Source organism: Pseudomonas sp. 22526 (assembly GCF_052044735.1).
Taxonomy (GTDB): Bacteria; Pseudomonadota; Gammaproteobacteria; order Pseudomonadales; family Pseudomonadaceae; genus Aquipseudomonas; species Aquipseudomonas piscium.
Map to the genome: position 1 here is coordinate 252,443 of NZ_JBQENK010000009.1, position 12,687 is coordinate 265,129.

Genomic DNA, 12,687 nt, shown 5'->3' on the forward strand with positions numbered 1-12,687 from the left:
CTCCACATGGACGCCGCTAAGTTCTCGTCGTTTCTGGTAAAGGTGGCATCGCGGTGCAACCTCGATTGCGATTATTGCTACGTCTACCACCACGCGGATCAGAGTTGGCGTTCCATGCCTAAATTCCTCTCCGCCGAGCATAGAGAGGCGTTTGCCTGCCGGCTCGCGGAGTACATCCAGCAGAGTGATCTGAGGCATTGTGCGGTCATCCTGCATGGCGGGGAGCCCTTGTTGGCCGGCGCTCAGGTGTTAGCCGATTTTGCGGCTCTCCTTCGAGAAAAATGCAGCATCCCTGTCGATGTCAGCTTACAGACTAATGGGCTCTTGCTGACTGAGCAGGCCCTAGGAATCCTGACCGCGGCAGACATTGGTGTATCACTGAGCCTCGATGGGCCGCGCGCTGCTAACGACAAGCATCGATTGACGCGCAAGGGACGCTCGAGCTTCGAATCCACCGAACAGGCGCTTGTACGGCTTCAGCGATACCCATCCATCTTCGCAGGCGTCATCGCTGTGGTGGATTCCTCTACAAGTGCGACGGAGTTATTCGAGTATTTCAACCAGTTCGATATTCCTCGCTTGGATTTCTTGCTGCCAGATGCTCATTGGCTTCGCCCCCCACCCGGTCGCAACCAAGATCCAGGATTGTATGAACAGTGGCTGGTAAACGCCTTTGATGTGTGGTTTGACCAGTACGCGCATATCCCGCTCAGGACGTTTGAAGCGCTGCTCGATGTCTGCGCCGGATTGCCTTCTAGTACCGATGCATTCGGCTTCGGCGATGTCAGTTTACTTTCGATCGAGACAGATGGCAGTTACCACGATCTCGACGTGTTGAAGGTGACTCAAAATGGAGCCACCCGCTTGGTAGGTACCGTTGTAGACACCCCAATCTCAATCGTCGCGGAATCAGCTGCGATTGCGCAGCACCGGCGCTACCTGCGTAAAGACGGCTTGTCACAAACGTGCCAGAGCTGTGAGATCGTCGACATATGCGGCGGCGGGTCCCTCCCCCACCGCTTCGCTGAGAACGGTTTCCTGAATCCAACCGTGTACTGCAACGAAATGAAGCGGCTCGTTGCCCATATCAGCCAGCGATTGAATGAGCATCTTGTAGTCGCTGCCCAAGAGGACAGTCTGAAGCCTTTGCCCGACACATTTGATCTGGCCCAATTTGAAGTTGCAGAAACCTCTGAGCAACATCTGAGCGAGCTTTGCGCCAGCGCTAAGTCAGATGCAGTGCGACAGATGCGCGAAGCCCTCGAACTCTTCAATAACGACCTGAGAGCAGCCCACTTGTTGTCGATGGACAATGCCAGCTTCAAATTAGTAGCTGACCTTCCTGGATCAATCGCATGGTCAAATGCAGCCCTCGCTCAAAGTCGAGGACATGCGTTGCTTGCCGTGGATGGGCAACAGATACCGATCACGGCAGATTATCTGGATCAGGCGCTCGTAATCTCTGAAGAGCAGCTACACAGTCCAAACCTGGACGTTGGACGTGACGATCTCTGGCTCAGAGCACCGTTCGGCAAAGCGATCTATTTCGAGAGCGAAGAACTTACACAGGCAGGCCTGGCACTGGTGCACCGTGCGATGGAAATCGTCAAAGCCTGGCGCCCTGCACTAGCAGCCGAAATCTCGATGGCGTGCCGCGCTGTCCAATTCGTTCGCGACCCCTCAGCTGATCCACATAAGATCGTTTCATTCAGCGATAACTCTGTCCCGGGTGCGCTGTATGTTTCGATATCCCAGGGAGACCGACTAATTGATCCCTACGATCTGGCAGACTCACTAATTCACGAACACCGACATCAGAAGCTCTATCTGCTGGAACGGTTCACACCGACTGTTGAGCGTACCTCTGCGCTAGTCGTGTCTCCTTGGCGGGAAGACCTGCGCCCGCCCTCCGGCTTGCTGCACGCTGTGTTTGTTTTCGTAGAGCTCAGACGTTTTTGGCTCTACGTGCGTGACCATGGGCCGGCCGAGTTGAACTCTCGGGCGGTGAACCAGCTTGCAGATACCGATCTGCATCTCAGTCAGGCTTTTGTCACGCTTCAGGACTGTCCCCTGACCGAGATGGGACGAAGCTTGGTAGATGTTCTGAAAAGCGCAGCCACAGAGGATGATCAGCAGCATGAGCCCAACATTAGCTGTCCCGCTGTCCAGGCTCTCAACTGACCCACAAGTGCGGCATGCGCAACTTCGCGATTACTTCTGCGACAAGGACGCGGTCGCTACCGATGACGGGGCTCAATGGACGCTGAACCTGCAATGGTCAAATGACCCCTACCGGTACGTCGACCCTCGGCTTGAAGAGGGTCTGGCTTGGTGGGGGGGCCATCTCAGTTGCCAGGACATGGCCGGAGCTCGCAGACGCAGGGGCAGGCTACTACTATCGCTCAATGACACGTGGACGCTGGAGAGCTGGAGTGAATGGCTGTCCAAGCAGTCGAAGCCCCAGGACATCACCGTGCTTCACGTGGATGACCACAAGGATCTGGGCGCTCCTCGAATCTTCATGCATTCGGACGGCTGGATCGACCCGATTCAAAACAGAGTCGTTGATCTGTCGCAGCCAGAAACGGTAACCAGTGCGATCCACAGCGGCGCATTCGGCATGGGCAGTTTTCTAACCCCGTTTCTGCATTGCTATCCCAACACCGATGTTCGCCATCTCTGCCAAGGGCCAAAATGCACCCGAACGATCGATTCGTTGGTCAAACTGGAGGTGGTAGCTGATTCACTGCTTGATCCATCAGCATCACGTCCTGCGGTGTCTCTTGAGCCTGATGAGGGAGGCGCAGGTAGAGGCCGGTACCGATTCACCAATGATCTTGAAGCCTGGCTTGAGGGGGTGGAGCACAGTAATGCAGCAATCCTCCTCCATATCGACATGGATTACTTCTGCAACCGCTATGACGGTGACAGCGATCACATTGAACATCCAGGCCCTTTGAACAGCCCGCTACACAGCGTTCTGGCGCAAATTGATGATCTGACACAAGCGCTACACCGGCATGATCTGGTTGATTGTCTCGCGGACATCGTTATCGCCTTCTCACCTGGATTCTTCCCGGCTGAGTTCTGGGCAGAAAGCTGCGATCGCCTACTGGCCGGCCTAGGAGAGGTGCAATGGCGCGACCAGTGAAGGAACCCAAACGGGAAACAGCTCGTAAAACCCCAAAACCGCCCGCTGTAACAGCCAAATCGAAACTCGGCCCAGTGGCGCTTGAGAATGTCGAATTTGTTCGTACGTCAGGCACACGCGAGCGCGGTGGTAGCCCAGGAGGTGAAGCGTGGATCATTCTCGCCGAAGGTAAACGTGCAGGGACTGCCTACATCAACATGGTCGAGGATCCGGTTCGCGGACGCCACGCTTCGTTTCACGTTTTCCTGAACAGGCCCAGTCAGGGTAGGCAGATTGGTCGTGCCGCTTATCGGCTTTGCTGCACAGAAAGTCAGCATGACGTTATCTATGCTCACATGCGTAAGTCCAATATCGCTTCTCGCAAAGCTGCGGAATATGCTGGCTTCTCGGACGCGTCGACCCCGGATGACACCCAATTGGTCATGGTATGGCATCGTTAGTCACTGCAGCGATAGAACAATGAACAACTAGAAACTCAAAAGTGGATATGAACAACTCTGTACGAATAGGGGCAATGCTAAGTTTTTCAGCCTGAAACCACTGCTTTAGAGCCCAGTCCGAATGTTCTTCGGAGATTCGAGATTTGATCACCCCCAGCCCTTGAACTAGGTTAGCTAATTCATGGGCTCGCGATGACTATCTTGCGGATGGATAAGCAAAGACGTGGGCAATTAGTTGTGCGTCTTAAGTCCGATAGGCTGGTAACACTGGTTCGCTCGGCCAGCGCAGTTCAAAACAAGAACCACCAGTGGCCGAAGGGTGACAGAAAGCACGTCCCTGAACCTCTGCTGCAGTCAACGTCGAATACTGACTGGTAAAAGCACACCATCCCCGTCGTATAGGTAACACTTTGAGGAAGCGTCAAAATTTATTGAGCGCAGAGTTTCCGCAAAAAAATCCGCAAAAACCCTAAAGGGTTTCTATCGTATAGTATCATTATACCTAGCATATGCTGGCGTAATGACTACTATATTCTCCGAAGAAATTTCCGCAGAAATGAGCGAATAGGCACACTGGAGTACAACGATGATTACGTCGAAAACGTACCTTGATCCAGTACTCGCAGAAAGCCTACCCGACTCGATCATTCAGGCGGCGGACCAACTGCCACGCAAGACGGAATTCCTTGCTGGACGGCTAGCTGATGAAACATCAAAGCAGTTGGCGAGCCTATTGCGCATCACCAATACTTACTACTCGAATCTGATCGAGGGGCACCGAACTGAGATTGCCGACCTCCAGGCTGCTCGTACGACACCGAAACGAGAAAGGAAGGTACTCAAAGAACTCGCCGTGCATCATATGACACAGCAGGAGGTAATGGAGCGGCTGCTTCGCGCGCGGCCTACGACTGACTTCTCTGCCATGTTCGATGCGACATTGATCTCCAACATCCATCGCCGACTGTTCAGGGATGCGTCGACGGAAGCACTGAGCTTGGGTGATGGCCGTGTGATGGTACCAGGTAAACTGCGGAGCGAAGAGAATGAGCAGGTTCAGGTTGGAGCGCATGTCGCTCCGGCCGCCGCAGCCGTGCTGCCCATGCTTCAGCACTTGCAGTTGCATTACGGGCGGATCAAGGACCCGCGACGCCAGCTAATCGCAGTCTTGGCGGGTCATCATCGGGTAGTACTCGTTCACCCATTTCTTGATGGCAATGGTCGCGTGGTCAGGATGCTCACCCATCTGCAGCTTGTTCACCTTGGGCTGAAACCGTTCCTGTGGTCACTGTCTCGCGGCCTAGCTCGGCGTCAGGATGACTATTACCGCTTTTTGGCCTTGGCTGATCGCCCGCGTGAAAATGATTATGACGGCCGTGGCCAGCTCTCCCAGCGCCACTACTTCAACTTCATTGAATTCATGCTCGATGTCTGCCATGACCAAGTCGAGTACATGACGTCGTCACTAAATCCGGCCAGGTTGCGAGAGCAGGTTGCCCATGTGTTCGCAACGGATGCCCACCTTCATCGTGCCGGCATCAGGCCCACCAGTGCTGCTGCGGTACTGGCCCTTCTCACCCAAGGAGCAATGCCGCGCGCGGAGTTCAAGGTTTTCACGGGCTTGAAGGATCGGCTAGCGACAGAGGAATTGAGCCGCTTGATCGACGCGGGGATGGTGGTCAGCAAGACTCCTCGATCCCGCACCGTGGAAGCAGGCTTACCAGCACGCTTTGCCGGATTGATTTTTCCGAACCTACATTTCCAAATAGGATAAAGAAAATTGGTATACCGGCAACGGGTAACAGCTCCACAAGACTTCAGGTGACGACCTCCAGGAACATGCCTGCCTATAACCGGAAATCAACGAGCTCTGTAGCCAACCGACGTATCTCGTCCGCCGCATGCGAGTCGGGGGAAATATCTAGGATGGAGTCAAAGTACGAAAACCCTTCCATAAATGGCTGATCATTGTTGTATTTGTCGATCACGATCTCATGAGCATTGGTCAAGTGGGTCAGTAGACGAGTCAAGGGCAAGGACTTGATATCGCTTAGAATACGCTCCCTAAATTTGCTGGAGACGAACCTCTCTGCCTCCAACCCTTCGACCTGTTCGGGCGAGATCTCCAAGCCCCCACAATACTCTTCCAACTCTCGGCTTCTGCCCCCCACATCATTGCGCGTGACCAACCCGAAGCATCTCGGCGTGCGGCGCCCTCCTTTGCTTTCGAGCAATCGCAAATTCAATCGCTGGGCGCTATCTACTGATTGAGGACAGGCGCTGTCGATGATGATTGCAACTAGGTCTGAATGCGTGCGGATCAGATCAACCTTCAGATTGAGGTCAAGCAGGACATAGTCGTAATTTGCCTTGATGTCTTTGAACATCCTTGAAGATCCGATCCTCTCGACCATCGACCCCAGCGTTCCACCCGTTTCAAACTCAAGTCCACTACGATCCATGGAAGATCCATGATCCACGATGTGTCGCAATCGCTTGGCGAAACTTTCTTTTTCGGCTAGGCAAAAAAATACGTCTGCATAACCAAAGAAGTCGACGCCCGCCACCAACGATCCTGCCTTGGGCTGCGCCCCATTTGAAACGCCATCCTCAAAGCAACAGTCGTGGGTGATTACCGCTACGTTGCTTCCTCGTTCCACCAAGCATGCAGCTACATCAACGGTGATGGGCGACTTACCAACCCCTCCCTTGAGGGATGTGATGCTCAGCACACGGGCTGTCTGCGTAGACCTAAGCAGCTTGGAAGTGTCCGGGGACATTGGAATCCCCGATCGATCATAAAAATTTCGTACCACACTTCTGCGCGGTTTGCGTTGACCCTGTTCGTAAGATCTCCAGGTTCGTTCGCTCACGCCAGCACACTCTGCGGCTCTGAATCTGGACATCGAATGTTCGATCCTGGAATTCATGAGGGCAGCGGCTAATGGGGACATAGCAATTCTCCTTGTCTGTCCAGACAGCGTAAGGGTTTGCAAAATGAGAAAACAGGTGGCACAGAGTGCCAAAGGACTCGACGCCTTACGGGCAATGCAATGGGCTCGTCGAGCACTGAGACAAAGCCCTGCGATAGCAACACTTGTTGCATCGATGGTGGATAACCTGGAAGTAACCTTGGAGTTCTCGAGGCCCTCCATGCGACGTGGCATGCTCCGCTCGCATCCACAAATTTGATACAGCTATGAGGCCATAGATGCCTACGATGTAAGCTTGTGACGTCCATTTGGCAGCAATGCTTGTCGGTCGCAACTGACCCCGAGAAGACGGCAGCGTGTAGTTGTGAGGACAAAGAGAAAAAGGATAATTTCCTTGGCTCATTCAAAGGAAAGTCGAAGGTGGGTCAAGCACTATGCAGGGCGAAGTAGGTTTTTGTGAGTGGCAACCATGGTCGAAGCGGAGTGAACTACCAGGGAAGAATTTTCCAGGTGTCTACTTCATTGCTCGGAGCAGGCGCAAGCCAGACAACCATCGTATAAACAATGATTTCATCATCTACGTTGGTGAAACTACAGGCCAGACGCTCGCAGACCGACTCCGGCAGTTCAATACGTCCGCGTTTGACGAACGACCAGGTCACTCAGGCGGCAACACCTTTCGGCTGACGTTGCTGGAAAGCACCCCTATTGAGCACCTCTGGGTATCCGCATGTCCGGTGGATATGGGAGATCCTTACACGACAGCCTACATAAAGCATCTCGAGCGAAAGCTGCTCTGGGAGTACGTATGCATGTGGGGACGCTATCCAGAGTGCAACCGTTCCTGACCATCAACTATCAGCTTTATCGTTCGCTCAATCAGAAACAGACGTAACGGATACCGGCGGCGCTTCGACTTTGCGTAAACAGTTCGTTGACCCGACTGCGTAACCGAAGTCGCTCAACGTCTGGAGTTCGGCGCCTGAGGCGGTGGGCGTAGTAACACGAGCGAGTGATGTCAAAGACCGCGCAAAGCCAGTCGACCGGCTCATGGGCGCTTAACGGATCAATCAGCGTGTGCGCTCGTGCTCTTCCGACATCAAGAGCGCGGTAGCCTTCCTAAGAAACACCTTCCGCCGGTTGCAGCGTGAAGCCAAGCTCAGCCGCGCGTCGGTACAAGCCTTTCACCACTCGCTCCCGATATTTTTGCTCGTAGTGATCGGCCCCTGGATCTTGATAGTTCATCCCGAAGCGCATGGCGTTGTAGAACAGGATGGCGATCTTCCGAGCAGTAGCCGTGACAGCCTTGGCTTTTCCGATTCGAGCCGCAAGGCGTCGATAGAATGCACCCAATGCCGTGTTCGTTCTTCCGACCGTTACCGCAGCTAACCGCAGGTGGGCGGTCACCCGATTTTTGGTCTTACGGGTATGGGCCGAAAGGACCTTGCCGCCGCTGATACGGCAGCCGGGCGCGAGAGTGAGCCAAGAAGTGAAATGATGACAGGTACGCCATCGACTCAGATCCGTGCCGCACTCGGCAACCAAACGCAAGGCCAGGTAGGGGCCAATGCCGTGGATCTGGGTCAGATCGACGCCGACCAATTGATAGAGCAAGGTACGGACATCAAAGTTGAGCGCGTTGGGTTGCCGGGTACGATGCCGTGGTTTTGGTAGCGGCTCAGTTGGCGATGTCTTTTCTTGCGAGAGCGTGATCAGCGTCTGTGCAATCTGCTGGTCGCAAACCTCCAGCTGCGCCTGATACGCGTCATACATGGACAGCGCCTGCGTCAGAGCAAAAACGTGCTCTGGCTGATAGTTGCCGACCAAAGAGGCTTGAATGACTTCGATACCGGCTTTGCAACGGGTGTCGCTCATGGCTGCCAATACCGAGGGGCTCCGCTCACCCGCCACGATGGCACGGATTATTCGCATACCGGTTACCCCGGTAATATCCGTCACGACATGGTGCAGTTGCAGATTCATATGCGTCAGCGCTTTTTGCATGTGCTGAATATGCGCCGCGGCATAGTCGAGATGACGCTCCCGTAGCCGCAGATAGCTGCGCAAAGCCGAGATTTCGCGATCAGGGTGAAAGCTGGCCCGTAGCAACCCACAGGCATGCAATCGTTGTATCCACTGCGCGTCATTCACGTCGGTTTTGCGCCCTGGTACGGCGCGGGCCTCTCGGGCATTGGCCAGCACGACCTGAAGGCCATGTGCTTCCAATATTTCGTAAACCGGAATCCAGTAAACGCCTGTCGATTCCATCGCGACCGTCGTTATATCGAGATTGACCAGCCAGTTGGCCAGGCGCTCCAAGTCGGAAGTGAAAGCCTGGAAAGTTTGAACAGACTCTTTGGCAAGTTCTGCAGGAACGGCCACCACATGAAAGCGTGAGCCAATATCAATGCCGGCTGCGTGATCATGAATAACCGGTAACCCACGCTGCTTTAGATCGTGCTTTTTCATGAGCACCTCCAGTCAAGTTGAACTGGACGGGGACTCGGATCAAATCACCTTCCTAAACGGGGTCACGGAATATGCCACCACTAACGGGTCCGCAGCTTCCCCTGGGTCAAGTTTTTTGACGGGGACTTAGCCTCCAAAAAGCCAGCGACCACTGTCCAGTGGGATCAGTGTAGAACGTAGTGTTTCTAGTCCAATGGGCCGCGGAACGCCGGGGAGGCGGTTTTTTAAAATGGATTTCTCCCGCTCAAGGCGAGCGATTCGAGTTTCCAGTTCCTGGATTTTCTGCTGCTCAGGCGTCAGCGCCTTGCTCTGCGGGGTCACGCCAGTGCGCTCCTGCTGGAGTGGGTTAACCCAGCGGCGCAACGCAGACTCGACCACCCCGAGCGACCGGCAGGCTTCGATATGGCTATAGCCCTGATCGAGCACGAGGCCTGCGGCCTCGCGTTTGAATTCAGCGGAAAAGGAACGACGTTGCTTGGTCATCAGACACCTCTATCTGGCGAGCATTCTCGCCTAAATGGGTGTCCGGTTTCATTAGACCACTACATGCTGCCGACAAGGCCAGCGTCCTGCTGATGCCCATCGCAGATTCCCCCCTAAGAGCAACGCGCCTTTCTGCGAAGGGGACGAGGTACTTTTCCGGTTTTTTGGATGGGCGGCAAATCTATCCGATTCTCATCGGACAGGGCAAAGACGCAACGCAAGTCCTGCAGGCATTCGACCGTTCACTAGGAACCCATAGGGGAAAATCCATGCGAGAACAGTGAGAGATGCCCAATCCATGATAGACGGACTCTGGCCCCGCTTGAAGCGGCTGAATGCTGCCGCTTCAAGCTAGATGTCCGATCACTAGCTCATCTACTTAACGGGTATGCGAAAGCTATTCCTGTAGCGGGACCGGGACACGAATAAACTGTGGCAAATGTCCCACCATCCATCGAAACAGTCCGGATTGCGCCGCTTAGATCGCTAACGAACGCGCGTCTCCGCCTCGAGTCAAGCGCAAGGCCAATAGCTTCCTTAAGGCCAGTCGCCAACACCTTATGATTGATTAATTTTCCGTTCGCAATGTCAGCCCGATTCAAACTGTTACCTCCATCTTCCGACAAACCACGATCAGTCCAGTAGATCTGATGGCGTTCATGGTCGATTTCCAAATCAATCGGTTCTGGAAGGAGATCAATCAGTAGCTCTACATCTTGACGAGAACCCGGGGTTGAGCCAACTGGGGTGTCCAATCCCATTCGGAATATGCGTCCTTTTCCGCCATCTGGCGGCCCTTTCTGAGTCCAGTAGATGTGTCGATTCGTTATGTCGAGAGCTATACCGACACAATGGCGAAGAACTTCCTCGCAATCGGCTGGCCATGCCCCAGTCTGGTAAAGCATAGTCAGAGCACTCCCATCTACTCTGCAACTGAATATGGCCATCCCTTCTCGATCACACCAATAAAGCAGCCCACTATTCGGATCGAGTTGTATTTGCTTTGGGGTCACAATATTCCCCCCGCCAACGAGCACGTGGTGATCTTGTCCCTTTAAATTGCAGCACTCGATTGTGCCATCGGCGTCTAGAAAAGCTTCTCCGCTTTCCGGCATCTTGCCCATACTGGTCCAATAAATAGCATTACCAGCTAGATCGACCTGAATCCCGTCTGGAGTGCCGTGGGGAATAGAAAGCACAGTCGACACATCACCGGTATCAACATCGAGAGCAATGATAGTGGCAGGATGGGCCTGCAAAATATACAACAGAGTTCCCGCCGAATCGTTCATATCGCTCATGGGAAACCTCACAACGCAATGATTAACGAAACTACGATGATCGTAGGTGATATTGCTGGCGATTTGGTTTGTTTAACAACCAAATACAACGGGCGATTTATCCAATTAAAAGGTAGTACGGTGAGCAGCAATGTCTCCAGGCCTAATGCGCGCGCATGGTTTAACAACAGAGTGCCGGTACAGCGTGCAGCGCTTTGGCCCCACAGTTCGGAGAGCGTGGTTTGATGCCTCACCTCGCCAGCCATTCCGGCTTGGACGAACCACGCGGCACCAGCACTGTCCGGTCGAAATGCCACGGCGTCTTGGACAACACAACTTGATCGGTCATGCCTTGGTAGGTACCGAGCGGCGTGTCTGCGACGAAGGTGTCCGGCGCAACATAAGTGTGCTTGTCGGTGGAACCGGCCGTCGTGCTGGCGTAACGCTTATCGAACACCCCTAAAGCCAGTTGCCAAAGTACAGTGCGCGTTAGCGACACAACCACTCGGTAACTACCGCCTTCTTGTGCACGACGACGCAGAGCAGCAAGCACACCGACAGTACCTAACCAGCCGACAACATAGTCGCAGATCGGCACAATCGGCGGTTGTTTCGGTTGAGTGAGTGAACCTTCGAGCGCGAACAGGCCAGTAACGGCGGCGCCGATTTCGTCGAATCCCGGACGGTTCGACCATGGACCGTGCTCGCCGTGCAGCACCACAGTGGCATGCACCAAGCCAGGACGCGCGGCGGCCAACGTTTCCGCGTCCATTCCATGATCGCGGAGGAACCCAGGACGTTTGTTGGCGTAGAATACATCGGCGCTGCTGAGCAGCGCATCGAACTGCCGACGATCCTCCGGCGCGTTGCCTAGCACCGTCGAACGCATTCCGACCTGGGTAGTCCAGAAGAAGCTCTCGATCTCGGTATCGTTCGGACGCCATATGTTCAGTACGTCAGCGCCGTACAAAGCAAGGTCACGCCCGATTGCAGCGCCGGCAATAACGTGTCCGAGCCCCATCGCGCGAATGCCATCAAGCGGCTTTTTGGCACCGCTGGCAAACGGCATCGGCTCTGATTCTCCGATCTTCTCGATCTTGATCAATGGCAGCTTCGACAGCACCTCGGTGTACTGCCGCTCGCGAAGGAATTCTTCGTTGGTGCGAACCATGCCGAGCACAATTCCTTGCTCGGCTGCGGCATTCTCCAATTCCAACGCATTCCATTGCAGCACAGCATTACGAACCGACTCGGTGTTGTCACTGCAGCGCAAGAAACTTAGCGCACGGTGGCGTAGAGACGGATAGAAATTCAATGGCAATACGTGACGGCCGTCACGGGTCTCATGGAACAGCGGCAACTTCATAAACGGGTTGTATTCGTCGGCGCCCATCGCCGGCGATCGGCCATTGATTAACTCCCACTTGCCCTCGAAGAAACCGCAGAAGCGGCGCAACGCCTGCCGCACATCGACATGAACGTCCTGCTCAATCCCAGTCCGCTCCTTGAACAGAGCAGCAGCAGCGACAGTCTTTGCTGCCAAGCCGATCGCCGCCATGGTACCAAAGCGGATCGGGCTCGGTAGGATCGGATCTGCACCGTAGAAGCTGAGCTGTCCGCCTAGATCGGCCACGCTCATACCGACGTCAGCGAGCACCTCGTTGACACCACGGTGCAGGTCGAACGTCGGGTCCGTCGCGGGGTGAGCCAGTTTCGTCCGCAGTATTTCGGAGAGCCGGTCCACAGATGGGGGTACGGGGGAAGAGGTGTTCATCACGAATTCCTTCATTCGACGGATGGATTGCAACGTCGCCTCGCATACAACGTCGCAGCTATTGACTCGCCTTTAGCTAGTCGGAATCTACAAATACGCGAAACGGATTACCTAGCGAGTAGGGACTTCTGGCTGGAGTCAGCGAAGTTCGTGCTGT

The 12,687-nt window shown here is 54.5% G+C and carries 9 protein-coding genes and 2 pseudogenes; 4 read left to right on the forward strand and 7 right to left on the reverse strand.

Going from position 1 to position 12,687, the window contains the following annotated elements:
- Window positions 1-6: 6 nt before the first annotated feature.
- The 4 genes from yhhB to ACTJKT_RS16210 all read left to right on the forward strand — a co-directional run bounded on the left by yhhB (window position 7) and on the right by ACTJKT_RS16210 (window position 5,365).
- Window positions 7-2,181: a cyclophane-forming radical SAM/SPASM peptide maturase YhhB gene (gene yhhB, locus ACTJKT_RS16195; RefSeq protein WP_440787767.1), complete on the forward strand. Its 2,175-nt coding sequence runs from the start codon at window positions 7-9 to the stop codon at window positions 2,179-2,181.
- Window positions 2,138-3,151 (forward strand): hypothetical protein, encoded by a 1,014-nt coding sequence (locus ACTJKT_RS16200; RefSeq protein WP_440787768.1) that lies wholly within the window; start codon window positions 2,138-2,140, stop codon window positions 3,149-3,151. The genes yhhB and ACTJKT_RS16200 overlap by 44 nt, the downstream gene beginning before the upstream one ends.
- Window positions 3,136-3,591 carry a GNAT family N-acetyltransferase gene (locus ACTJKT_RS16205; RefSeq protein ID WP_440787769.1) on the forward strand — a complete coding sequence of 152 codons (456 nt, stop codon included), beginning with the start codon at window positions 3,136-3,138 and terminating at the stop codon, window positions 3,589-3,591. Before ACTJKT_RS16200 ends, ACTJKT_RS16205 begins: the two co-directional genes overlap by 16 nt.
- A gap of 586 nt (window positions 3,592-4,177) precedes the next feature.
- Window positions 4,178-5,365 carry a Fic family protein gene (locus ACTJKT_RS16210; RefSeq protein ID WP_440787770.1) on the forward strand — a complete coding sequence of 396 codons (1,188 nt, stop codon included), beginning with the start codon at window positions 4,178-4,180 and terminating at the stop codon, window positions 5,363-5,365.
- Between the two features lie 73 nt (window positions 5,366-5,438).
- Here ACTJKT_RS16210 and ACTJKT_RS16215 read toward each other — a convergent pair whose 3' ends face one another.
- The 7 genes and pseudogenes from ACTJKT_RS16215 to ACTJKT_RS16245 form a co-directional block, all read right to left on the reverse strand.
- The gene (locus ACTJKT_RS16215; protein ID WP_440787771.1) at window positions 5,439-6,323 is read right to left on the reverse strand and encodes a ParA family protein; all 885 of its coding nucleotides are present in this window, start codon (window positions 6,321-6,323) and stop codon (window positions 5,439-5,441) included.
- 689 nt (window positions 6,324-7,012) lie between these two features.
- Window positions 7,013-7,186, reverse strand: coding sequence for a hypothetical protein (locus ACTJKT_RS16220; RefSeq protein WP_440787772.1), 174 nt, complete (start codon window positions 7,184-7,186; stop codon window positions 7,013-7,015).
- A 226-nt stretch (window positions 7,187-7,412) separates the two neighbouring features.
- A pseudogene (locus ACTJKT_RS16225) lies at window positions 7,413-7,643 on the reverse strand (IS3 family transposase); the annotation flags it as partial.
- The gene (locus tag ACTJKT_RS16230; protein WP_198919839.1) at window positions 7,644-8,993 is read right to left on the reverse strand and encodes an IS110 family transposase; all 1,350 of its coding nucleotides are present in this window, start codon (window positions 8,991-8,993) and stop codon (window positions 7,644-7,646) included.
- Window positions 8,994-9,215: 222 nt separating this feature from the next.
- A pseudogene (locus tag ACTJKT_RS16235) lies at window positions 9,216-9,476 on the reverse strand (transposase); the annotation flags it as partial.
- Between the two features lie 371 nt (window positions 9,477-9,847).
- Window positions 9,848-10,777, reverse strand: coding sequence for a hypothetical protein (locus ACTJKT_RS16240; protein WP_440787773.1), 930 nt, complete (start codon window positions 10,775-10,777; stop codon window positions 9,848-9,850).
- 229 nt (window positions 10,778-11,006) lie between these two features.
- Window positions 11,007-12,530, reverse strand: a complete 1,524-nt coding sequence (locus ACTJKT_RS16245; RefSeq protein ID WP_440787774.1) for a CoA transferase — start codon at window positions 12,528-12,530, stop codon at window positions 11,007-11,009.
- Between the last annotated feature and the right edge of the window lie 157 nt (window positions 12,531-12,687).